This is a genomic window from Leptolyngbya sp. AN10, assembly GCF_050565645.1.
Lineage (GTDB): Bacteria > Cyanobacteriota > Cyanobacteriia > Leptolyngbyales > Leptolyngbyaceae > Leptolyngbya.
This window is the reverse complement of the sequence record NZ_JBNXVP010000004.1, coordinates 162,710-181,958: the sequence shown is the minus strand read 5'-3', so window position 1 is coordinate 181,958 and position 19,249 is coordinate 162,710. Positions and strand designations below refer to the sequence as shown.

Annotated in this window: 33 protein-coding genes; 12 read left to right on the top strand and 21 right to left on the bottom strand. The window is 45.9% G+C overall.

Annotated features, from left to right (window positions below):
* Positions 1 to 159 precede the first annotated feature (159 nt).
* The 4 genes from ACQ4M5_RS07455 to ACQ4M5_RS07440 all read right to left on the bottom strand — a co-directional run bounded on the left by ACQ4M5_RS07455 (position 160) and on the right by ACQ4M5_RS07440 (position 2,373).
* The gene (locus ACQ4M5_RS07455) at positions 160 to 912 is read right to left on the bottom strand and encodes a hypothetical protein (RefSeq protein ID WP_430674951.1); all 753 of its coding nucleotides are present in this window, start codon (positions 910 to 912) and stop codon (positions 160 to 162) included.
* A 63-nt stretch (positions 913 to 975) separates the two neighbouring features.
* Positions 976 to 1,266 (bottom strand): hypothetical protein, encoded by a 291-nt coding sequence (locus ACQ4M5_RS07450; protein ID WP_430674950.1) that lies wholly within the window; start codon positions 1,264 to 1,266, stop codon positions 976 to 978.
* A 95-nt stretch (positions 1,267 to 1,361) separates the two neighbouring features.
* Positions 1,362 to 1,646: a DNA sulfur modification protein DndB gene (locus tag ACQ4M5_RS07445; protein ID WP_430674949.1), complete on the bottom strand. Its 285-nt coding sequence runs from the start codon at positions 1,644 to 1,646 to the stop codon at positions 1,362 to 1,364.
* A 10-nt stretch (positions 1,647 to 1,656) separates the two neighbouring features.
* Entirely contained in the window at positions 1,657 to 2,373 is a 717-nt protein-coding gene (locus ACQ4M5_RS07440; RefSeq protein ID WP_430674948.1) for a hypothetical protein, read from the bottom strand.
* Positions 2,374 to 2,499: 126 nt separating this feature from the next.
* Between ACQ4M5_RS07440 and ACQ4M5_RS07435 the strand changes: the two genes are divergently transcribed.
* The 12 genes from ACQ4M5_RS07435 to ACQ4M5_RS07380 all read left to right on the top strand — a co-directional run bounded on the left by ACQ4M5_RS07435 (position 2,500) and on the right by ACQ4M5_RS07380 (position 8,575).
* The gene (locus ACQ4M5_RS07435) at positions 2,500 to 2,670 is read left to right on the top strand and encodes a hypothetical protein (RefSeq protein ID WP_430674947.1); all 171 of its coding nucleotides are present in this window, start codon (positions 2,500 to 2,502) and stop codon (positions 2,668 to 2,670) included.
* A 12-nt stretch (positions 2,671 to 2,682) separates the two neighbouring features.
* Positions 2,683 to 3,270 carry a hypothetical protein gene (locus ACQ4M5_RS07430; protein ID WP_430674946.1) on the top strand — a complete coding sequence of 196 codons (588 nt, stop codon included), beginning with the start codon at positions 2,683 to 2,685 and terminating at the stop codon, positions 3,268 to 3,270.
* Positions 3,271 to 3,353: 83 nt separating this feature from the next.
* On the top strand, positions 3,354 to 3,908 hold the full coding sequence (locus ACQ4M5_RS07425) for a hypothetical protein (RefSeq protein WP_430674945.1): 555 nt from the start codon (positions 3,354 to 3,356) through the stop codon (positions 3,906 to 3,908).
* Positions 3,909 to 3,970: 62 nt separating this feature from the next.
* Complete coding sequence (locus ACQ4M5_RS07420) at positions 3,971 to 4,291, top strand: Lar family restriction alleviation protein (protein ID WP_430674944.1); 321 nt, start codon at positions 3,971 to 3,973, stop codon at positions 4,289 to 4,291.
* Positions 4,292 to 4,306: 15 nt separating this feature from the next.
* The gene (locus tag ACQ4M5_RS07415) at positions 4,307 to 5,383 is read left to right on the top strand and encodes a DNA sulfur modification protein DndB (RefSeq protein ID WP_430674943.1); all 1,077 of its coding nucleotides are present in this window, start codon (positions 4,307 to 4,309) and stop codon (positions 5,381 to 5,383) included.
* 29 nt (positions 5,384 to 5,412) lie between these two features.
* On the top strand, positions 5,413 to 5,967 hold the full coding sequence (locus tag ACQ4M5_RS07410) for a hypothetical protein (RefSeq protein ID WP_430674942.1): 555 nt from the start codon (positions 5,413 to 5,415) through the stop codon (positions 5,965 to 5,967).
* A 380-nt stretch (positions 5,968 to 6,347) separates the two neighbouring features.
* Positions 6,348 to 6,629, top strand: a complete 282-nt coding sequence (locus ACQ4M5_RS07405) for a hypothetical protein (protein ID WP_430674941.1) — start codon at positions 6,348 to 6,350, stop codon at positions 6,627 to 6,629.
* Positions 6,630 to 6,708: 79 nt separating this feature from the next.
* On the top strand, positions 6,709 to 6,912 hold the full coding sequence (locus ACQ4M5_RS07400) for a hypothetical protein (protein WP_430674940.1): 204 nt from the start codon (positions 6,709 to 6,711) through the stop codon (positions 6,910 to 6,912).
* A 36-nt stretch (positions 6,913 to 6,948) separates the two neighbouring features.
* Positions 6,949 to 7,245: a hypothetical protein gene (locus tag ACQ4M5_RS07395; protein WP_430674939.1), complete on the top strand. Its 297-nt coding sequence runs from the start codon at positions 6,949 to 6,951 to the stop codon at positions 7,243 to 7,245.
* The gene (locus ACQ4M5_RS07390) at positions 7,242 to 7,442 is read left to right on the top strand and encodes a hypothetical protein (protein WP_430674938.1); all 201 of its coding nucleotides are present in this window, start codon (positions 7,242 to 7,244) and stop codon (positions 7,440 to 7,442) included. The genes ACQ4M5_RS07395 and ACQ4M5_RS07390 overlap by 4 nt, the downstream gene beginning before the upstream one ends.
* Positions 7,442 to 7,720 (top strand): hypothetical protein, encoded by a 279-nt coding sequence (locus tag ACQ4M5_RS07385; protein ID WP_430674937.1) that lies wholly within the window; start codon positions 7,442 to 7,444, stop codon positions 7,718 to 7,720. The genes ACQ4M5_RS07390 and ACQ4M5_RS07385 overlap by 1 nt, the downstream gene beginning before the upstream one ends.
* A gap of 12 nt (positions 7,721 to 7,732) precedes the next feature.
* Positions 7,733 to 8,575 carry a DNA adenine methylase gene (locus tag ACQ4M5_RS07380; protein WP_430674936.1) on the top strand — a complete coding sequence of 281 codons (843 nt, stop codon included), beginning with the start codon at positions 7,733 to 7,735 and terminating at the stop codon, positions 8,573 to 8,575.
* 215 nt (positions 8,576 to 8,790) lie between these two features.
* Here ACQ4M5_RS07380 and ACQ4M5_RS07375 read toward each other — a convergent pair whose 3' ends face one another.
* The 17 genes from ACQ4M5_RS07375 to ACQ4M5_RS07295 all read right to left on the bottom strand — a co-directional run bounded on the left by ACQ4M5_RS07375 (position 8,791) and on the right by ACQ4M5_RS07295 (position 19,198).
* Positions 8,791 to 9,177, bottom strand: coding sequence for a hypothetical protein (locus tag ACQ4M5_RS07375; protein WP_430674935.1), 387 nt, complete (start codon positions 9,175 to 9,177; stop codon positions 8,791 to 8,793).
* Positions 9,178 to 9,534: a hypothetical protein gene (locus ACQ4M5_RS07370; RefSeq protein ID WP_430674934.1), complete on the bottom strand. Its 357-nt coding sequence runs from the start codon at positions 9,532 to 9,534 to the stop codon at positions 9,178 to 9,180.
* Positions 9,535 to 9,585: 51 nt separating this feature from the next.
* Positions 9,586 to 9,774, bottom strand: coding sequence for a hypothetical protein (locus tag ACQ4M5_RS07365; protein ID WP_430674933.1), 189 nt, complete (start codon positions 9,772 to 9,774; stop codon positions 9,586 to 9,588).
* Positions 9,774 to 10,013 (bottom strand): hypothetical protein, encoded by a 240-nt coding sequence (locus ACQ4M5_RS07360; RefSeq protein ID WP_430674932.1) that lies wholly within the window; start codon positions 10,011 to 10,013, stop codon positions 9,774 to 9,776. Before ACQ4M5_RS07360 ends, ACQ4M5_RS07365 begins: the two co-directional genes overlap by 1 nt.
* Positions 10,014 to 10,044: 31 nt before the next feature.
* Complete coding sequence (locus ACQ4M5_RS07355) at positions 10,045 to 10,533, bottom strand: hypothetical protein (protein ID WP_430674931.1); 489 nt, start codon at positions 10,531 to 10,533, stop codon at positions 10,045 to 10,047.
* A gap of 95 nt (positions 10,534 to 10,628) precedes the next feature.
* Positions 10,629 to 10,910 carry a hypothetical protein gene (locus ACQ4M5_RS07350; protein ID WP_430674930.1) on the bottom strand — a complete coding sequence of 94 codons (282 nt, stop codon included), beginning with the start codon at positions 10,908 to 10,910 and terminating at the stop codon, positions 10,629 to 10,631.
* A gap of 59 nt (positions 10,911 to 10,969) precedes the next feature.
* Complete coding sequence (locus ACQ4M5_RS07345) at positions 10,970 to 11,914, bottom strand: sigma-70 family RNA polymerase sigma factor (protein WP_430674929.1); 945 nt, start codon at positions 11,912 to 11,914, stop codon at positions 10,970 to 10,972.
* Positions 11,915 to 11,922: 8 nt separating this feature from the next.
* A complete protein-coding gene (locus ACQ4M5_RS07340) occupies positions 11,923 to 12,135 on the bottom strand; it encodes a hypothetical protein (protein ID WP_430674928.1) in 213 nt (70 codons plus the stop codon).
* The gene (locus ACQ4M5_RS07335; protein ID WP_430674927.1) at positions 12,132 to 12,512 is read right to left on the bottom strand and encodes a hypothetical protein; all 381 of its coding nucleotides are present in this window, start codon (positions 12,510 to 12,512) and stop codon (positions 12,132 to 12,134) included. The genes ACQ4M5_RS07340 and ACQ4M5_RS07335 overlap by 4 nt, the downstream gene beginning before the upstream one ends.
* 267 nt (positions 12,513 to 12,779) lie before the next feature.
* Positions 12,780 to 14,393 carry a hypothetical protein gene (locus tag ACQ4M5_RS07330; RefSeq protein WP_430674926.1) on the bottom strand — a complete coding sequence of 538 codons (1,614 nt, stop codon included), beginning with the start codon at positions 14,391 to 14,393 and terminating at the stop codon, positions 12,780 to 12,782.
* A 104-nt stretch (positions 14,394 to 14,497) separates the two neighbouring features.
* Positions 14,498 to 15,424: an AAA family ATPase gene (locus ACQ4M5_RS07325; protein WP_430674925.1), complete on the bottom strand. Its 927-nt coding sequence runs from the start codon at positions 15,422 to 15,424 to the stop codon at positions 14,498 to 14,500.
* Positions 15,425 to 15,567: 143 nt separating this feature from the next.
* Entirely contained in the window at positions 15,568 to 16,914 is a 1,347-nt protein-coding gene (locus tag ACQ4M5_RS07320) for a hypothetical protein (RefSeq protein ID WP_430674924.1), read from the bottom strand.
* 437 nt (positions 16,915 to 17,351) lie between these two features.
* Positions 17,352 to 17,549, bottom strand: a complete 198-nt coding sequence (locus tag ACQ4M5_RS07315) for a hypothetical protein (RefSeq protein WP_430674923.1) — start codon at positions 17,547 to 17,549, stop codon at positions 17,352 to 17,354.
* On the bottom strand, positions 17,549 to 17,776 hold the full coding sequence (locus ACQ4M5_RS07310) for a hypothetical protein (RefSeq protein ID WP_430674922.1): 228 nt from the start codon (positions 17,774 to 17,776) through the stop codon (positions 17,549 to 17,551). Before ACQ4M5_RS07310 ends, ACQ4M5_RS07315 begins: the two co-directional genes overlap by 1 nt.
* 9 nt (positions 17,777 to 17,785) lie before the next feature.
* Positions 17,786 to 18,196 (bottom strand): hypothetical protein, encoded by a 411-nt coding sequence (locus tag ACQ4M5_RS07305; RefSeq protein WP_430674921.1) that lies wholly within the window; start codon positions 18,194 to 18,196, stop codon positions 17,786 to 17,788.
* Positions 18,197 to 18,253: 57 nt separating this feature from the next.
* Positions 18,254 to 18,403 (bottom strand): hypothetical protein, encoded by a 150-nt coding sequence (locus ACQ4M5_RS07300; RefSeq protein ID WP_430674920.1) that lies wholly within the window; start codon positions 18,401 to 18,403, stop codon positions 18,254 to 18,256.
* 72 nt (positions 18,404 to 18,475) lie between these two features.
* Entirely contained in the window at positions 18,476 to 19,198 is a 723-nt protein-coding gene (locus tag ACQ4M5_RS07295) for an IS1 family transposase (RefSeq protein ID WP_430675110.1), read from the bottom strand.
* Positions 19,199 to 19,249: the final 51 nt, after the last annotated feature.

The window sequence follows — 19,249 nt, the reverse complement described above, 5'->3', positions numbered from 1 at the left end:
CGTTATTTTGTACAAAAAAGCTAACGCGGCGACTGATAGGGGCGATCGCTTCAGCCTACAAACTGAATGCTCTACAAGGCACTGCTCTCGCCCTGTTTCATTTTTTAACTTAGGGAACGAATCTAATAAATGTTCCCTAAGTTAAGTCATGCCGCACCTCTAGCAGCGGCTCACTGCCCAGACTGCAATCGAGATCGCTACCACAATCCCTAGATACAGCCATCGCTTTGCACGCCGGAGCGCACTGTTCTCCCACAGCAACCGATCGTTCTCGCGTTTTATCAGATCTGCCTCTGCTGAAATTGCAACGGTTACATCAGAAAACGCTCGAAGAAACTGCCATTGACTCATCTTCTCAACCTTATGAGAATTTCGATACTGGTGAAGCTCTAAAACATTTGCTGCCGATGCAGATCCCTCCCGTTCTTCTGCATCGGTGAAATGAAGTTGGAACCCGAATTTGCGGTAGAAATGATTTCTCAAATCTCGGCTTTTGTTGTCGATCGCATCGTTAGCTGACAGATGAAGACGTTTAACCGTGAATGGAATGTCATAGTTCTGCGCCCACTCGATCAAATCGCTAAACATAGCAGATCCTAAGCCGCGATTTCTAAGATCATCGATCACTTCGATTCGCCCAGCCTCGTTGAAATCAACCTGATTCAAGTCAAACCTAATTTCTGCTGTCCAGGTTTTAGGCTGCCATTGCACTGGATACAATCGATCTCGACTGATCATGCAGAAGGGAATTGCTGTAATGCTCAGCGATCGGTGATAGCCAATCTCGCTCAGTTGTCGGTGCAGCAAAATAAAGTAAATCTTCTCATTAGGTTGAGTCGCATTCAGTCGAAGATACTCGAAGCCTTCAGTGTGCCGCTCATCGTCGCGATAGTGTTCTGAGTCCGATCTCATGAGAGGGTTCACCTCCAACAGTAATTTAGGGTTGTTTGATCATCGATGTAAATGAGTAAGCAATCAGTCTTCCCAAGCAATTGTGCAAATCAGATTGATATCTGCTTCATCCTTGCAAACTTGAATTCGAGGAATGAGCCAAGCTTCAAAATCTGCAAACGAGGAAAATGTATGTAGCAATAGTGCAACTTGATTCGTTGTGCAAGGAGCATGGTCAAACGGAATCAGGGTGTAAGCTTTTAAATAAAGATGCTCCGCTTCGTCTCTCGTAATTCCGCAGCTTCCTGCAAGAACCGTTAGCATCGATTCCCGCACGATCGATGCCGTTTGCAAATCCATATCTTTCTGATTCATTGCTTCCTCTTCTCTTTGCTAGCTCCTGTAAGCATGATGTCGCTTACAGGAGCAACCGCCGATTAATAATTGTCGCACTTGCTTATCAGCAAAATCTACAGCGCACCTGTTTGTGTCGCAATGTACTCCGCTAGCGCTTTAGTTGTGTGCGAATTTTTGACAATTCGTTGACTGAAACGAATCAATCCGTCCCACTCTGGATTGGTCGCGCTCCAGTCAATAAGACCGAGCTTCGTTAGCCATTCATTCTGATCGCCCTGCTGATTGCCGACGATCGCGATCGCATTTAGGGTCAGCGCCAGAAAACTAATCGTCGATTGTCGTAATGTCAGTCCATCATCACCCACTTTCTGCCAGTTAGGATGGTGTGCTGCAACCATCCCCCAGAATTCAATCGCTCTCGCTCGCCGATCTCCCTCGTACCGTAGGTAGTTTTAGCGGAAGATTGAGCGGTTGAATTCCATAGTATTCTGGATTCTTCGCCAGTGCTGCCTGGAGCGCTTCTTCGTAGAGTTCGGGAATGGTGTATTTCTTCCAAAGACGTTGTTCCAACAGTCTCAGTCGGTTCTTGATTTTGCGCTCCTCTGACCATTTCCGCGCTTCAACAATGTGGTCATGCTCTAGCGTCGTTACGCCGAAGCAATAGCCTGGAATGCGAACGAGAATGGCATCGATCTTCTTTTGCTGATTGACTGTCGGATGACTCGATTCAGAAACATATCTGAGTAGCTCTCGCGGCAGTCCTTTCGGTGGTTCTGTATATGGATTTTGCCATCTTACTGTGAAAACTTTATACCAACCTTTTTTGCAAGGTTCAGGTTCATGATGAACGGGCGGAAGGACTTTTTCAGGATACCTGCGATAATACTCTTTGCAGATAGTACGATGCTGCTCTAATGGAAAATCTTTTAATCTTTCATGTTGATGCCCTGGAAACAATTCATGAGCGATCGCCATGAATTCCGCCGCTTCTGCTCTTATCTCAGCAAGCAACTGCTCAAACTGTGGGTCTTTTGTCAGAGTTGCTTGAGCTACCTTGAACAAGCTTAACTGCTGCTCGTTTGACTCAGGGAGCGTTTCTAGATAGTCAGTTTTGATTTTTCCCATGCTCGAAGCCCTTTCTCTTTCTAATTTTTAGATTGACGTTTGTGTATACAAATGTCAATATAGTAAAGCAGACTAAAACAAGAAATTAGGAGCAAAGCAATGGTTAATCGTTAGGTTGTAAAGCAGATGGAAACAGACTTTTATTATCATGGAGACTATCTTCATTCCATCAATCATCAAACAATGTCAGCGTTGTGGGTTCCGTTCAATCAGTGCGCGACGTTTGAGTATCATGACGACGCTGATGCAGTTGCAAAAGCCTATGGTGGGGTCGTAGTTCAAAATCCGCTCTACTAAGGTTAAAACACGATGAATTTGCAGTCTCCCCACAATCCAACCTATTCTTGGCTACGTCCATACATCGAAGAGACGTTGATTCCCAAAAAGACTACCCGTGATGCTGTCCCTACGCTATCCGGGTGGGCTGATAACATTAATTGTTTGCTCTTCGAGCCGTTTGTACGTTCTGACCCAACTATATCCTTACGGGTTCAGGAGCGCTGGCATAGCTTTCTTCATCTCAACCATCTAAGCCTCGAACGATTGAAGGCAATCGCGAATTTTATGCGCGATCGTGAACAGATCTGGCAACAACGGCAAGCACTAGCAAGCGTAAAAAACCGTCAGCATTGGAAAAATCACCTGGTCTTTCATCTGCATCAACCGTATGCAACCTCCCATGTAGCGCGAATTATTGATCATGCGGCAAATCGCTATCACAAACACTTGGGAGACTGCTGGTTAGTACAGTTCAAACGGGATGAAGGATGGGGCAATATTTACTATGTCGAAGCTTCGGAAATCTTTTCGATGTCGCTTCCTCGCTGGCAAACTGACTTAGAGCCGCTACCTGAAGCAGAACAAAACTATAGCTTTGATCAGCGATCGATATTCTAATTCAATGCTTTTGCTGAAGATCCGCAGTAATCTCCTCAACTAAGACCGATCTCTTCTGAAACCTTTATCATTCAGACGTAACGATGCAGGACTACACAATCAAACAAGGCAAGCCAACTGAGCAAGACATCAATTCGCTTGCTGATTTTCTAGAATGGCTTGAGACTGAAGCTCAAGAACCTAGCTCGACCATGCCTGATGAAGTTTGCGATCACCTCAAAAACATTTCTGGATGGCGACGAGTTATTTACGCCTGCGTCACCTTAATCGATCAGTGTTGTGATCCAGCGCTCGACTATCTAGACTGGAAACCGGAAATTAAGCAAGCTCAAGAACAACACGCACTAAGTCAGCAGTGGTCAGAATCTATTCCAAATCAACATCCTGAGCTAGTTAACGCTGATTCTGACGCGATCGAGGGCGAGGCTTATGAAATTGAGCTTTATGTATTAGCGCATGAAGGAAACGCTCATATTTGGTGGGAGGGAGAGTATGTTTACGTCTCCACTAAGATTCCCGAAGCGTGTGCCCGACAGTTCGCGATCGCTGCACTCAAATCTGAACTAGACCGAGAAGAGAAAGATTACGTCGATGTTGGTGTTTATCACTTCAATCCCGACGACTTGTACGAGCAATGACAGGGTGAGAACTTAGATCTGTCCGAAGCTGAAATTTTGGAGACATAGATGGAGGAGACAACATGGCGCAATTTCAAGCGATCGATCAATTCAGTCTGCTTCCGTGTCCTTTCTGCGGAGGTGTCGATTTGGAGTTTTTCGAGTCCCTATGCGATACAGATGAATTTGGCTATGGAGTAGAAGTTTGTTGTGTTTGCGGTGCGTCTGGCGCAGCCGGAGCGACTGAAGCGATCGCAGCTCAACGCTGGAATCAGCGAGTTCCAGACAGTAAGCCGCACTCAAAAGGGAAAGACTTATTGAAGCTTGCAACTGGGTGGGCAGGAGATGATTTGCGATCCTGCATCGAAGCGGTTGAGCAAAACAAATCTGAGTCAGAATTTTAGAGGAGAAATCTAATCATGGAACTCGTTCTTCAAGCTGTCCCGGTACGGCGAGGACAACTGAATGAGCATCAAAGCTATATTGTGAGTCTATCGTTTGGTGACATTGCTCGGCTTCTCAATGTTGATTGCCTGTATGTGCCAAACGATCCAGCGCTGCCTGATTTCGCTCAACGCAAGCTCAATCCAAAGAAAGTTAAAGCGATCGCGCAATATATTCTAGATTCCTATGCAGATGGCAGTATCTTTTTTCCGCCCATCTGTATTAATGTTCAACCTTTTCCCCTCTACCGAGACGGCAGCATCGTTCTGCCTTACTTCTCTGTCAGCCTTCGTTTGACTGATGGACAACATCGCTGCCTTGGAATTTGTCAAGCACTTAAAATCCTTGAAGATGATCCGATCAAGGCGGCTGAACTTGCCAAGCTAGAAATCGGCGCTTTAATTTATGCGGGTCTTTCGCTAGAGCAAGAACAACAAGCCTTTCGCGATCAGAACTTATTAGTACAACGACCCAGTGCCTCGCTCAATCATCTATTCGATCATCGCTCTCCCGCAGTACTGATTGCGAAAGCGCTGTGCGATCGCGTTCCGCAATTTCAGAACAATGTCGAGATGATCGAGAACAGTCTGGGCAAGCACAATCCCAAATTGATGACCTTTTCAACGTTAGTGACTGCAACCCAACATCTCTATTTGCGATCACCATCAGACATAGAGGGTCAATGCGCCTGGGCAGCGGCTTTCTGGATTGCAGCGGCGATCGCGTTGCCTGATAATCCCTGGAGGATTGTTAGCAAAGCGGAGCGAGATCGACAACGACAGGAAAACTTAGCTGTTGCAGCCGTGACCATTCAAGCTTTGGGGTTGATCGCACGCGATTTGTGGATCGAGGGAGTTCCCATTGAGGATTTGGGTAAACGTCTGTTTTGGCTGAACAAGATTAACTGGCAGCGAGAAGATTCGCTCTGGCACGATCGTGGGATCACTCAAATTGGAGCAAAGGGTAGCCCGATTTTGCAGAACACGCGCACGACGATCGATGCCTGCCATCGCGTACTCCGCGAGTTTCTTGGCATCGTTCCTGAGATTTAGCAAAAATATCATTCACAAGGACATCAGTTATGCCAGATCATGATTCGATCACAATCGCTCTCAAAACCGCTTCGCAAAGCATTGATTTACCGATCGTCCCCGGTGCTACGTCTGAAGAAATTCTTTTTCTCGGCAACGATCGTAGCTATCGAGTTATCTGGGACAACGGCTATGCCCTTGAACAAGAGCAGAATTATCAATGGGTGCGATTAATCGACCCAGGCATGACCGTAGACGATTTTGTAACGGCTGTGATTAATGAAATTGTTAGCGTAGAGCCAGAACCATCGCAGCACAGTCCCTCTCCCTGGCGAGTGGCTAGCGATTGGATCGCAGATGCGGAAGGACAAACGATCGCCTACCTCAGCGAACATCACAAGCAACTATCTCCCGATGAGACGGAGATAAATGCGCGTCTGATCGCTGCTGCACCTGAGATGTTTGAGGTTCTGTGTCTCGCTCAGCCTGTCATTAGCAAGATGGAAAGCACTTCGGGAGAACTGCTACTAAAGGCAATCAAGGTGATTAAAACGATCGAGCAGATTCGTGCGAAAGTAAATCCACCACAAAACGAAAGTATTTGATAACGATATACCTGCTAGCTGCGTCCGAAGTCCCACTGCTCGTGTATGGCTTAACTTAATAAGGTATGTATATACAAATATCAATATTAAAGTATTGACACATTATGAATAAAGCCTTATATTAATGGTTGAAGGATAGCGTCTAACGACTTGCGAACCTTACAGGGACGTGCAAGCCCTCAAGCCGAGAGAGGATATGAAAGCTTGAACCGGATCGTTGACTTAGAGTATGCCGGGAAGCAGGGAAAATGGTGAAATGCCGTAGACTTTCAAAAGTAGAAAAGACGTAACAAGGAGATCTGGCACTCCGTCTGCATTCAAGGGGCTTACTGCTCAACGCTCCCAACTGCGTAGAGCAACTTCCTTAATCAATTAGCCGCATGACTATCATCGACTTACCTCAGCCTAGTGCTACAGATCCGAATGTAGATCCCAGTCGAATTTCAATGATGGTTGTCCCGGTGTTTGAGAGAACCGGAACTTCCGTTAGCTCTAAGCAAACTTGGCTCTACGACGCTTATTCATTATGGTATCCTGGATTGCCTTCGGTTTCGATTCAGTGTGACGTGGCGGATAAGAAGATGAAGCAATGGACGAGTCAAGGCTATGGATACCGTCAGCAAAAATGGTTTTTGTGGCAGGAACTGAACGGCTGCAAATAAGAAATCGTGAGTTCGCTCACAGCAGAATCGCAACTTGAGCTTTGTAGACAATCGCACTCACTTATTAATAGGAATAGCTATGCAAGGTAAATACGCCGAAGAACTACAAAATGGGGATTCAGTCAAAGTAACTCATTACGATCAACCCGCAATCGCACTTGTTGAAGATGTTGAACTACAAAGCCATCGCGTTATTCTTTCTGTTCGAGTAAACAGTGTAAAAGAAACTCTATCCGTTCCTCATGACGCTTGGGCTGAATTTCCCGCAGGTGTCGAAGTTTAGATCAATCTTGCGAAGTGGCGCTGTATTAGAGAAATCATGAAAGAACTTCAAGTAAAAATTCTCATGTTTTGGTTTTGGGTTCGATTTTCTGTGAATCGATCGCGTAAAAACTGCCAAAACTGTGCGCTTGCGTCTGCCTCTGCTTACGGAGATGGTTGGAACGAACCTCGATTTTATGAGTGGAAATGTCCGCATCAAGAGCGTGAATTAAAAACGCTGGTTGATGCCTACGAGTATTTTGCAGGTGAAGTGGAATGGGAATTTGCAACAGTCTGCCCTTTATACCAGGAACTAACTGAAGCCGAACAGCTTGCAGAATCGTTGAGTGAATGATGTGGACTAACAACCGAAACGGGGACTGGCAAATTCTAAAAGATACTTCAACCTTCAATCGCCCCTTTGTGCTTGAGTTTCAGAATAAAGTGATCAAAACCAAGAATGGTCGAGATCGACGGTTTAAAACCGAAGCTGCGGCAAAGAAGTGGGTAGATGACTGGATTGCTAACTCCGATGACTCAGGAGCAGATTGATGTTTAGAACTAGCCTTAATCACTTAGCATCGGTTGATGCAACTAAGTTAAGAGTGCTGCCGTGGTCGCATCAAACAAAGCGCTATTACATCAACGAGTGGATTACTGCGGGGATCGAAGAGATCGCAACCGCAAAGGCTTATGTCGATCGCATCAATGCGGTCGGGTTTGCATCATTTCCGCTCGGCGCACAACGGCTGTGTCTATGGTACGAAAAATGGCTGACTAGCGCTGAGGATGGATTGCAAAGGCTTCATGAGTTTGAGAAAGAACTTTAGGTGGCGTAAGCGATGCCAGTTCCTTACTTCGGCTGCAAAATCAAGCTTGCACGATGGATAACAAGCTATTTCCCAAATCATTCTGCTTATGTCGAACCTTTTTGCGGCAGCGCTTCGGTATTTCATACAAAACGACGATCTCGATCTGAAACCTTGAATGATCTCTACGCTCCACTAATCAATTACCATCGCTGTTTGAGAGACGATGTGGAGCGATTGATTCGGACGATCGAAGCGAGATCTCTAACGTATAAACTGATGCTGCCAGAATACAATCCTGCTTCTCCCTATAATTCAGCCTCAGAGTTTTATCTGTATTGCTGCCGCAGTTTTTACGGTGGTGGGACACGATGGGCTACAGGAAAGCGAAAAAACCCACGCAAACTCAACCTCAATGGGTTGCGTGGTGAATCGCTGCGACTGCAAAACGTCAGCATTACGCAACTCGATGCGATCGACGTTATCGTATCAAGCAGCGATCCAGACACATTGATGTACGTTGACCCTCCATATCGAAAAGAGGTCCGCAAATCCAAGGACAATCGAGTAAAAAATCAGGTGCAATCACAACCGAGACGGCAGTACGCTCACGAGTTAATGCAGAGCGATGAACATCAGCGGTTATTAGCCGCGATCGTCAAAAGTAATTCAATGCTGATTGTGAGCGGTTACGATTCGCAATTGTATAACGATATGCTCGACGGCTGGATGATTGTGCGGCAGAAAGCTCAAAAACTTTCTGGCGAAGCTGAAGAAGTGCTATGGATTTCGCCGAATGCTTGGAGTCGGCTACCAAAAGCCCAGCAAACACGGCGTTCACCAAAATTACATCAGTTCACTTTGGATCTGAGCTAGTTTTGCCGCTCGATCCAAAGTGAACTGATGAATAATACTAGCATCAACGCGAGTATGGCAAAGCCTGTGATCGACATCAGCGCGATCGCAGGCTCCGAAGAGGAGAGGATCTATCACTCACACGACCGCGAAGGAAATTCCTCGCCGTCTTCGGACTGCCTGAGAAGTCTGCACCAAACTTGAAAAAGTTGGTGCGGGAGCGTCACTTGTCATTGCTATTGCTCCTTGAAAAATTCAAACTCAATCCGGCACTGAATCACTTTCCCGATCACCTGTCGTCTATGCGGTTGCGCCAACATCTCGTTTGAGGCTTGCGCCGATGATCCCATCTCCCAACTGATAGTGAGATGAGGATGCTCATTCTGGCAAGGAATGTTCACGGGCAGCGCAACCGCGATCGCGTGATTCCAGTGATCGAAACACTCAGCAATTGCGATCGCCTCAAACTCAACTCCAATCCAATGCTGTACTTCGTCGATTTCAACGTCATACTTCAATGTAATGTGCAGCGTTTCTGGTTGGTTCCGATAGAGTGGGGCACAGCAGAAAGGGAGTTGAGGCACTGCCCATAGAATGCCTTTAGTTTGCATCTGCTGATTCATTCAGAGATTTCTAATCAATTTTGCGTAGCGATCGTCGTAATCTTTCTGGTTGTTTTTTCCAAGAATCCAATTAATTTCACCTAGAGAGCATTCTTCAGGATCAAAATCAGATGTAGTTAAGTTTTCGAGTTCTTTGAGAAATTCATTAAAGCGATCAGTTCCAGTGCAATTTCTCCGATAGTAGTGATCTTCTCCAAGTTTCTGAACAATGCACTGATGTGAATGTCGAATTAAGGGATCGATATCGGTTGCATACGAGACTTCTAGCAAGAAGTCGATCGCATCGCCAACGCTTCCCTGATAATGTTGCAATGCAGCTTTGTGCAGGTTGTTGCAATAAATTGAAAATTTAGTCATGGTACAGTTCTTAAGCCTGGGATGATGCCTAACCCTAGTTAGTGAGGTTGTTCACTCATCGAAGTCGTTTGAATTGATTGATATCCGAAAGATTGTGCCTGCGATGAATCCAATCATACTAATGACAGCGGCATGAATGACCATGAGCGATATTTCTTGCGCTGAAGCGGGTAGACCGTTTCCCAAACTTCCAACAATTCCGATCGAGATCGAGGCGATGAGATATTTTCGATTCAGCATTACAAGTTCTCCACTTTGTAATTCATTGCCGTAATCGTCACAGTCACGCTCTGTCCTACTAAAGCAGCAGGATCAAATCCGTTCCAGTCGATATGCTCGTCATGTTTGCCAGTATAGCTATCTGCAAATTGAAGCCCATCGCGTATCGGTTTCGCTTGAGTTCTCCCCCAACCTGATCCGAGCGCAGCTGTTGCCTTAAGTAAAATGACTGTAGCTCGTTCTTGTTTTGCGCCTGCCATTGGTTTTTCCTGTGAGGACGCTTCTAATGTTCTAGAGAGTTACGATGCCAAGTTCGTCAACACCTTCGATCCATTGAATTGTGCTGACTTTTCCGGTTGTGAGATCGCGCCATGCTCCAATAATCTCATCATTCTTTGGAAGCTCTGAGCGACATTCATTCATCCCGCTCACCATACAAGAACTTGCAACATCCGAGATATCAACGTCGTCATCAGTAACCCAAATGTAGTCGGCAACTTGATTCAAGTGGTCAAGCACTTCGCTTAAACCCAGATAGAGTTCTGTTACTTCAGGACACTTGACGTTTTTCTTGAGAACAGCAAATGCGGCTTCATCTGGTCCAAGAGTTTGATTCCAATCTCCACCCAAGCTTTCTGCACATGAGCCGTAGATAGTTACTTTCCCAGTTTTACTATCTATGTGTACATCTCTCACATTCCACGGGGAACCGATCGGTGGATTAAGCCAGTAGTAATCTGCTGTTATTTCAGACAGAAGGATTTTTTGTTGATTGATCACAGTTCGCATTCGATTAGACGACTTATTTAGAGAACAAGAATCGATCTTCTTTCGACAGTGCTAGTGGCTGCCAGTGCGATCGTATTTTCCTGCAATTAGTATGGAACGTTATTTAGAATTGCGTTCAAAATCGCTCGGTCTTCATAATGTTCTTCTTGAGAAGTAGAATCGGTGAATTCTGCTGCTAGTTTGTCGATCTCGACGCTCATTGAATCGACAAAAGCTTGAATATTGCGCTTGCCGAAGATTGTATATTTTCCCTTCTCGAAAACAACATTCCCAGAATAGCTCACTTTTTGCAATTCTGTATCCACGAGAGCTTTTCCGAAACACCGGAAAATCATTGGATCAAGAGTGGTTTCATTAACTTGGGGCATTTTTTATCCTATTTCGTTCACTGAATTGGTGCAAGCTAATGTTTCTTCTCACGCTTTGCTCATAAGAGGTCTCTTAATCGAGGATCTCTCACTCTTAGCTTTCGCAGTGCTTTCGCTTTGAGCAATCGAACTTGATTATAGGTTAGATTCATATGCCTGCTAATCTCCTCATGCTTCTGCTTCCTGCATGACAATCCAAATGCTCGATTAAGAAGTTCACACTCTTGATCCGTGAGCAGCCGTTCCATTGCAGATTGAAGCAAAATTCGTCTTTCTCGATCGCTTTCGGTCGTAATCGGGTCGCCGAAGGATGAGGGCAACAACTCGCCAAGCGCTGTATCTTTATCGTCTCCATTACTCCCAACCAAATGATCGAGCGAGGCTGGAGCTTGCGTGAACAACAAAACATGGGTCACTTTTCCGGGCTTCCATGCCAGCCTTGCCTCAACCTCCGCAATTGTAGGTCTGCGTCCTAGCTCTTGGCTCAACTGACGCTGAGCTTTCTTAATTTTGTTCAGCTTTTCTGTGATGTGTATAGGCAGTCGAACTGTGCGAGATTGTTCAGCGATCGCTCTGCGGATTCTTTGTTTAATCCAGAACGTTGCATACGTTGAAAACTTATAGCCGCGTGTTGGATCGAATTTTCCTGCCGCTATCTCTAATCCCAAATTTCCTTCCTGAATCAGATCCTCGAAAGCCACTCCACGATAGAGATATTTTTTAGCGATCGAGATAGCAAGGCGTAGATTGGATTCAATCACTCGCTGACGAGCGTGTTCTCCCATTTGCATGGTTCGCTGCACGCTCTCTTCCGTCGCGTTGATCTTGCTTGCGATTTCAGAGATTGTCGGTTCTCGGTTAAACTCTTTTGCCAAGTTGGTCTGCACAGCTTTGATGCTGACCATTGCTTGAATGCTTCGGCAGTAAAGAAGTTCTTCTTCTTCTGTTAGAAGCTCTGAACTCACTGCATTGCAGATCTGCATTTGCACAACGTTTGATGCCATTCTTCCTCCTACCCTCTGCTAAATCGCAAATTATCAAGCAATTCCTGCAAGATTTGTGACAGTTGCCGATCGTGCCGTAATCGGCAAATTAATTGACTTACAAGCACGATCACTTCGTCTTCTTCGATTGAGATTCCGTGAGAATCAACGGTTTCACGAACTCTATCTAGAAGCTGATGAAGTTCCTTCTTTAAAGGATTGGCTGGAGCCTCGGTCTTCATAATCCACTCTCCCATATTGAATCGTACTCCTGCCACATGAGAGTTCTGTTCCCCTGAAGCCAACCAAACAGAAAATGCCCTGGTTGCATTTCCGCAATGATTTCGGCTCCGTTTCCATCACTGATTGCTAGCGTGGTTTCTGAAGTCCAGTTCTCAAACGACTCAGAGAAGCTTAAGCGGATGCCGTCAACTTCAGTTTTCTGTAAGCGTGGCTTGTCGTCATCGCCGCACATCTCTGAGAATGCTTCTACTGCACGATCGAATGCTTCAAATCGAATCAACTGGCTTGCTTGAGTCAGTGTCAGTGACAAGTCTTCCTCGTTAATCTCAGCCATAATTGTTGGCTGGTTTTGTTGTTCAATCTCAGTGCAGTTCATCTGAAGCGCTCCTATTTGTACCTTCCTTATAATCTTAAATGTATACACTAATGTCAATACTAATTTCTAGGCTGCTAGCTCTATCGCCTATTCTTTGTGTCGCGTTCTTCTCTATCCATTGCTTCTCCCATTGTGATAATTCCTATTTGATCCAGTTGCGGTGCGTGATCGCCGTTGATCGAGGCGTTGTATGATGGTCAACGCTCTACACATAGATTGAGAAAAAGAACCACGATAGTAACGTGGTTCTTTCTAAACTCCCTCCTGCTATGTCGGATCTTCACTTGCTTTTACAAAGTCAATCATTTTCTTCAGGTCATCTGCCCCAAAACCGTTAGCATCTTGGATGTGTAGAACTGGATGGTTCTCAAAGACGGTTCTAAAAGCACGATCCATGCTGGGAGCAATTAAGACCGGAAGCACCTCGATGTTAGTATGAAGCGCCATTAAAGCTTTTAGCTTTGCGGCTTCAGTCTCCGTTTCTCTACCCATTGTTAGCATTCCACCGTCTGACATGAAGATGATGGAAACTTTCTTTCCAGCTTGTCGAGAAACTTCGTGAAACACCTCGGTAAACGTTGTAACTTCATCGTTCTGTCGGGCTTGCGATCGTTGATAAACAGCAATCTTCTTCGCTTGAATTGACGCTTGCGACTCCGAAGGAGTAAATGTTTCAACTTTTGTCGTACCTTCGTTGTACCAATAGATCGTGATCTTGCGATCGCTTTTAATTGCCGCATCAATCAACGCAATGTTGATTGCCTCTAGCAGATTACAAAGCCCGTAGCATCCGTCCGGCAATGTAGAGCCAGTGGCATCACACAGCACAATTACATCGCCTCCAGTCGCAATTGATTCGCTTTCGCGATACTTTTGGCGCAAGCTGCGATTCTGCATTTTCTGCTTAATGATCTGCTCTCCGACTGGCGATCCCCCGTGCATCTGCTCACGGCGCGTCATTTTAGCTAGACTTGAACCATAAACGACAACGCCAGGTTTCGCCGCACCTACACCTTTGATTGTGTTTTTATGCACACCAAACGTTGCAACTTTCGCACCGATCGACAGTTTGATCAATCTTTGAGTAAAAGCTTCGATGTTGCGGATTTGCGCTACGCCAAGCAGCGTAAACAATCGCTCAACCCGCGCACTGATCACAGCTTCAGCATCCTTCGCATCGCTGAGCGATTCAGGATTACGCTGAATTAAGCCAAACTCTAGATCTACAATCCCAACGATCGACTGTTGATATTGACGTGGCGTTCGATCAAAATAGCTCCAGTTATTCCAGCAAAGCGACCGTAGCATTTCGTGAATCGTCAGCTTGAGCAATAGACGAATAAACTCAATCACTTCGCTGCGCGTGTTCAGACCGTTCTCGTCTTTGAACTCTGGATGAATTTCTACCAGGTACGACAGTGCATTTTTGATCGAGACTTCCACACAGCCACGCACTGAAGTCCAATAGTGATCGTAGTAGTCCTTCTGTAAGTTGCTATTTGGAAGCGTTGCGGGAACAGTATCGATTCTTAAAAGAACGTAGATGGCATCCCACGCAATCATTTTCACAAGCATTGAAGCGGCTGTGATGTAAGCGTTGTAGTTCGCAACTACGCTTGGATCGTTCGTTGCACGTCCAGAGATGTATCTGTACTCCGCAAGAACTTCAGGTAACTCGATTCCGGTTAAACGCTGAATTAGTTCCCGATCGCGCTCTAAACGCTCAAACGCAACGTACTGGTCATAACGAATTAGTTCTGCTGCTGCTTCGCGAAACTCACGATCGCTCAAAATTGTGCTGAAAAAAGCTTGATCAATTCTCGTCACTGGGTACAAGACTGGCGTAACGTTCAGTGGCGCATCGCTGGATGAATCAGGCATTACAAAACTCCGTTTTTTGTCTTGTTATTAGTATATACAAATGTAAATACACATAAAAGAGGATCGAAGATATTTTTGTACAAAATTTTCAATCCTCTTTAGCTTCACGAATGAGTTAGCGTCCCGATCGCTTCTTTAACACACCGCCGCTGTTCGGGATGCTGCCAGAGAGCGTAAGCGCCAACCTTGAGATGACGAATCTCTGGAACGGTGGCATAGTCAAGCCATGTATAGGCTTTCACAAAATCCATATACTGATCTAGACTGCGCGAATCGACATCAACGTTGAGCGCTAGAATCTCACCCAAACTCACCATCAAATCGATCAATTCTTCAGGCAGTTCCATTTGGCGAATGGCAGCTTGTGCCAATTGAACCGTTTCAAGGTCAATCTTGTACTCCTCTGGCATCGTTAGGACAATGCGCTTATTTCGTCGTTGCATCATTTCTTTACGCTGTGGAGCGGTCAGTCGATCGCATTGCAGCTTTAACGGAAAGCGCGAGTTAAATCCTTGAATGTTGTTGTGAATTTCATTTGAGGCAGCGATCATCGAAATCAGTGGAATTTCAACCTTTTCAGTTCCATTTACGTAAACGCGCTCGTTGAGGACAGTGAACAACGACTTGTGGAGATCGTCGCTGCCTTTATAAATTTCATCGATAAACGCCAAATGACAATCTGCAAGGGTGGATTCAAGATTGCGGCGGACTCTGCCTGCCTGCATCTCAGCGTAGATCAGTGTACCGAAAACTTCATCTTCGTCGGTTCCAGGCGACAGCGCCTTGAAGAACGTTTTAACCCCTGTAATGTTGTTAATGAGTGTGGACGCTAACATCGATTTGCCTTCCCCGGCGGGACCCAGCATCAGTATGTTTGATCGCGTTAGTAGTGCGACCATCAGTATTGTGATCTCGTTCGTCCTGCCAATAACGATACGATCAACACATCGAGCATAATTTACCACTTTCGTTCTTAACTCAGCGTCGGTCTTGGTCAGTGAGACTTTTCTTGTACTGGTACTCGTTGCCATGATCACTTCCCAATATGTCTTTTGTCTTCCTATAAGTATACACAAATGTAATTACAAAATCAAGATAAGCGAGAATAGTTTGTACGAATTTCTTATTGCTTAGTCAAAGCACCAGTTCACAAACGGACTGGTGCATCGAATTACTAAATCAGTAGATTGTTTGAATCGAGCGTTAATTCAATCATTTCTTCCCTTTCAGGGTTGGGCTGAGACGGCTCAACGGCGAGTTCTACCCAGTCGGGCAATTGATTGTCGATCGTAATTTCGATTACGTCTTCTGCGCTCGTTTGAGGTGCTTCGTCTACTTCAACGGTCATTGACTCAACCACTTTACGGCGACTGCGGGCTTTCTTTCCGGCTTTTGCTGTGTTGTAGTCATCAATCCACTGCTCTGCCATCTTCTTGAACACTTGAAGATTGTTGATCATCGTGTGAATTTCTTCTAAATCCTCGCGCTCTAAAACTTCAGAAAGCTCTGGTAGCGATGCCGTTAAATTTGTGATCAAGGTGTCTGACTCTCGCGCTAGAAGCTGATAAGAATTCACGCCATATCGTTTATCCTTCAGGTTTTCAGCATGTGCAGTGATTCTAATCTGTGTCACGTTTGCGGGTGGTTGGGGATCGGTGCGATCTGCGTGATCTTCACAGTCGTCTTCTAAGGTTAATCCTTGCAAGTCGCAGTCGTCTTCCTCCGAATCTGGCAGTTCAAGTCCGTTTGGGTGAGCGATCGCGAACGCAAGCTCTTCATCGAGAAAACGCACCGTTAATGCCCCGACCGCAGAAAGTTGCTGAAACGCCTCGATAAACCCGATCGCAGCGCGACTTTCAAGATCCGCATAGTTTTCGGCTAACAAGTCACGAATGCGTTTTACGTTGTCACGCTGCGTCGCTTCGTAGGCAGCTTGGGCTTCTCTGCTCAACCCTGGCGGCGTTGCTTGCTTGAACAATCGCGGCGGCTCCACAACGACGCGGCACTTTTTCTTGATCTTCTCTTCAGTGGGGAACTTTCGGCTCATATAGAACTCAACGAGTTCATTCGCCTTCGCTTCGACATCCGTTCCTTCTTCGCGCAGATGCTTCTTTCTCGCCGTGCAAATCTCTTCCCACAATCGAGTTGCAAAGTCATCGCGAATCTCGTCGTAGTCGTCCAAAATACAGTCAATCTCATCGGCTAAATCGTGCTTGAGCTGATCGCACTGAAGCAAAAACTGCTCAAGCTGCGACTGAAAAACTAAATATTTCGCTCCATCAAACAGTAAGGATTGCAGAATTTCAGTTCGCCGATTACGAAACACCTCAATCATCTGCGTAATCCTTTCACTAATCTCTAGGGAATATTTCGACTTGCCACCTTTGCTTTCCCAAGATTGATGAAATTCTGGATCAACCAGATCCTGTGCATCGACCGTAATGACCGCTGTGGGGAGCGGTACTGTTAGGAATGTGACATAAATTGTTTCTTTCAATTCCTCGCTCAGCAGGATTGCCATGTCTCAACTCCAATGCTGTGTTTTTGTCTATAAATTAGTATATATTTTTGTAGTTACAATTTCAAGGCGTTTTTGTACAAAAAAACGAGAAGCAACAATAAAAAACCGCCTGATCGCTCTTGGTGAAAAGCGCAGGCGGCAAATTAGACAAAAAACACAGACATCACCAATATTCAATTAGCGCTTAATGCAACGATTCGGAGGAACCGGACAGGCTTGGCTAAAAGCGTTCGTTTATTTTAGCGGAACTACCTGAAGTTCCGTGAGCAGTCTCACCGATAGCGGCTCCTAATTGCCGCTTCATAGTTCCGTTGAGCAATCGACCCTGGTGCTTTGCCCCCACTGCACCGCTTCTGGGTCTAGCAATTGCTCTAGCGTAACGCGGATTCCAGTAGTTGATTCTAAAACCTATATTCAGCCTTCCTGTGATCACTGGATTATGGTTTGGAGCAATTGACGATATATTGAGCCGCTTTTGCGATCGCTTTTGGTCTGCCATGACTGCGCGAATGCGAAATTCCAATCTCTTTGAGTTCTGCGATCAATTCATCGATCGTCAGCGCGTGAAGCTCTTCGGTCACTTTTGCTCCATCTCCAGCTTTGTAGCGATCGTGAAACTCCTTTAACTTGCTCATTAGTCGAAGCTCAATATCCAAGTGCAAATCGCTCCAATCGCCACTCTACTCCAAACGGGTAGCCGATCCATCGGACAAACCGCGATCGCTAACCCGAAAAACGCACATCCATACCGTACACCACCGCCATAAATGGCAACAATTCCCAATGCCACACACAGAAAGACTGCTGTATAGCCCAACCCTTTATGCAAGACGATGAGTGAATGTTGTATTTTGGCGTTCATACTCCCTCTCTACTCTAGAGTTCCATTTCGCGCTCGGTGGCTTCGCCTAGCCGTAGGCAACGCTTTCGATTCCGCAGGAGACAGAATTTGATAGCCACAAACACTGCCTCGCTTGAGCAAAATCAATTCATCCAGACAAAAATCAACATAACAGGGAATGACGCATCTGCGATCGCTCCGCTCCACGAAGTGTTCGCTCATGTGAATTAATTCGCTTGGATGAAGAGATGCAGCGCACCACCGACCGAGATAGCGGAAGCTAAACGTTTGTGTTAGCGATTGAAGCGATCGTCGCCGCAATAAGCGAGAAACTTGCAAAAGAGCAACTCGCCCACGTACACCGCTCGATTGCTGCGTTGATAGAGAATCTGATCGAACGGATTGAAGTTGCTCAAGACGGCAATTCGCGGAAGATCCCATACCAGCGTTCGCCAGCAAAGACCCAAGATGATGAATTTACTTGCAATACCCGTTTCATCAGTTTCTTCCAAATCCGGTGGTGATTCGATAGTAGTCGAGGATAAAGCCTTCATAGTAGAACTCAATCTCAACTGCGGTTTCCGGAGTATATCGACGATCGATGTCAAGTACTAATCCAAGCCGAGTTTGCAGTTCAGTGAAAATCAAGCCGTTTTGAAACTATCTAGCATCGCGACGCTGGTAGTACTATTCTGTAAAGGATGTAGAAAAACATCTACTTCAGCAACTGGATAGTGCAGTGCGAAGGCTTTGATTGTAGTCATGGATGAAGTTCCAAATTGCGCCAATGTGATTGTCCAACTTCTTCGAGAACGACAGCGTTTTTCTAACAAGTCGCGACACCCGCTGGCGTAAGGTGTTGTTGAAGCGCTCAATGTAGCTTGTCAATCCTGTTTCCTTGCCGACTGCTTGATGTCGAGTTTTGGGCAAAGCACCTGAATAAGCAGCATACTGATCTGTGTAGAACACGGCACATTGTCGATATACTCCTGGTAACGACTCCCAAAGCGCGGATGCCGAGTCTCCAGAACGGTTGCCAATGTAGCACCCAACAATTTCGCGAGTGTCGCAATCTAGGGCGAGCCACACCCACTGCTCATTGCCCTTGTCATCGACAAACGACCACAATTCGTCCATCTGCACAGTTAATCTTCCTTTTGCTTTGGCTTGCACCTGAACCTGCTGCGGCATGGTGGCATCGTGAGCGTTGACGTAGTGCTGCAACCAATCCTCAGACACCTGCATCGCTCGTGCAATGCCTGCAAGCGAGATCCGCTCCAGTAACAACCGGTCAATTGTGGCTTTGCTATCGGGTGGAATCCGCTTCCATTGTGGGTCTTCCACGAACTGTCGTCCGCAGTCGCGGCACTTGTAGTTTTGCTTGCCTCGACGAGTGGTGCCGTTTTTGACGATATCATCTGCTCCACAATTCGGGCATTGCAAATAAGGTTTCATAGCTGATCAATCATGCGATGACTAAGGATAGTTCCATTA

Bases quoted from the DNA above. Each gene is read 5' to 3' on its own strand.
- ACQ4M5_RS07415 (WP_430674943.1), top strand. From the start codon at position 4,307: ATGGAACTCGTTCTTCAAGCTGTCCCGGTACGGCGAGGACAACTGAAT.
- ACQ4M5_RS07350 (WP_430674930.1), bottom strand. From the start codon at position 10,910: ATGCCCCAAGTTAATGAAACCACTCTTGATCCAATGATTTTCCGGTGT.
- ACQ4M5_RS07335 (WP_430674927.1), bottom strand. From the start codon at position 12,512: ATGAACTGCACTGAGATTGAACAACAAAACCAGCCAACAATTATGGCT.
- ACQ4M5_RS07400 (WP_430674940.1), top strand. From the start codon at position 6,709: ATGCAAGGTAAATACGCCGAAGAACTACAAAATGGGGATTCAGTCAAA.
- ACQ4M5_RS07425 (WP_430674945.1), top strand. From the start codon at position 3,354: ATGCAGGACTACACAATCAAACAAGGCAAGCCAACTGAGCAAGACATC.
- ACQ4M5_RS07435 (WP_430674947.1), top strand. From the start codon at position 2,500: ATGGAAACAGACTTTTATTATCATGGAGACTATCTTCATTCCATCAAT.
- ACQ4M5_RS07380 (WP_430674936.1), top strand. From the start codon at position 7,733: ATGCCAGTTCCTTACTTCGGCTGCAAAATCAAGCTTGCACGATGGATA.
- ACQ4M5_RS07325 (WP_430674925.1), bottom strand. From the start codon at position 15,424: ATGGCAACGAGTACCAGTACAAGAAAAGTCTCACTGACCAAGACCGAC.
- ACQ4M5_RS07430 (WP_430674946.1), top strand. From the start codon at position 2,683: ATGAATTTGCAGTCTCCCCACAATCCAACCTATTCTTGGCTACGTCCA.
- ACQ4M5_RS07385 (WP_430674937.1), top strand. From the start codon at position 7,442: ATGTTTAGAACTAGCCTTAATCACTTAGCATCGGTTGATGCAACTAAG.
- ACQ4M5_RS07365 (WP_430674933.1), bottom strand. From the start codon at position 9,774: ATGCTGAATCGAAAATATCTCATCGCCTCGATCTCGATCGGAATTGTT.
- ACQ4M5_RS07340 (WP_430674928.1), bottom strand. From the start codon at position 12,135: ATGAAGACCGAGGCTCCAGCCAATCCTTTAAAGAAGGAACTTCATCAG.
- ACQ4M5_RS07410 (WP_430674942.1), top strand. From the start codon at position 5,413: ATGCCAGATCATGATTCGATCACAATCGCTCTCAAAACCGCTTCGCAA.
- ACQ4M5_RS07440 (WP_430674948.1), bottom strand. From the start codon at position 2,373: ATGGGAAAAATCAAAACTGACTATCTAGAAACGCTCCCTGAGTCAAAC.
- ACQ4M5_RS07390 (WP_430674938.1), top strand. From the start codon at position 7,242: ATGATGTGGACTAACAACCGAAACGGGGACTGGCAAATTCTAAAAGAT.
- ACQ4M5_RS07310 (WP_430674922.1), bottom strand. From the start codon at position 17,776: ATGAACGCCAAAATACAACATTCACTCATCGTCTTGCATAAAGGGTTG.
- ACQ4M5_RS07395 (WP_430674939.1), top strand. From the start codon at position 6,949: ATGAAAGAACTTCAAGTAAAAATTCTCATGTTTTGGTTTTGGGTTCGA.
- ACQ4M5_RS07420 (WP_430674944.1), top strand. From the start codon at position 3,971: ATGGCGCAATTTCAAGCGATCGATCAATTCAGTCTGCTTCCGTGTCCT.
- ACQ4M5_RS07315 (WP_430674923.1), bottom strand. From the start codon at position 17,549: ATGAGCAAGTTAAAGGAGTTTCACGATCGCTACAAAGCTGGAGATGGA.
- ACQ4M5_RS07345 (WP_430674929.1), bottom strand. From the start codon at position 11,914: ATGGCATCAAACGTTGTGCAAATGCAGATCTGCAATGCAGTGAGTTCA.
- ACQ4M5_RS07405 (WP_430674941.1), top strand. From the start codon at position 6,348: ATGACTATCATCGACTTACCTCAGCCTAGTGCTACAGATCCGAATGTA.
- ACQ4M5_RS07450 (WP_430674950.1), bottom strand. From the start codon at position 1,266: ATGAATCAGAAAGATATGGATTTGCAAACGGCATCGATCGTGCGGGAA.
- ACQ4M5_RS07375 (WP_430674935.1), bottom strand. From the start codon at position 9,177: ATGAATCAGCAGATGCAAACTAAAGGCATTCTATGGGCAGTGCCTCAA.
- ACQ4M5_RS07305 (WP_430674921.1), bottom strand. From the start codon at position 18,196: ATGGGATCTTCCGCGAATTGCCGTCTTGAGCAACTTCAATCCGTTCGA.
- ACQ4M5_RS07320 (WP_430674924.1), bottom strand. From the start codon at position 16,914: ATGGCAATCCTGCTGAGCGAGGAATTGAAAGAAACAATTTATGTCACA.
- ACQ4M5_RS07330 (WP_430674926.1), bottom strand. From the start codon at position 14,393: ATGCCTGATTCATCCAGCGATGCGCCACTGAACGTTACGCCAGTCTTG.
- ACQ4M5_RS07360 (WP_430674932.1), bottom strand. From the start codon at position 10,013: ATGGCAGGCGCAAAACAAGAACGAGCTACAGTCATTTTACTTAAGGCA.
- ACQ4M5_RS07445 (WP_430674949.1), bottom strand. From the start codon at position 1,646: ATGGTTGCAGCACACCATCCTAACTGGCAGAAAGTGGGTGATGATGGA.
- ACQ4M5_RS07370 (WP_430674934.1), bottom strand. From the start codon at position 9,534: ATGACTAAATTTTCAATTTATTGCAACAACCTGCACAAAGCTGCATTG.
- ACQ4M5_RS07455 (WP_430674951.1), bottom strand. From the start codon at position 912: ATGAGATCGGACTCAGAACACTATCGCGACGATGAGCGGCACACTGAA.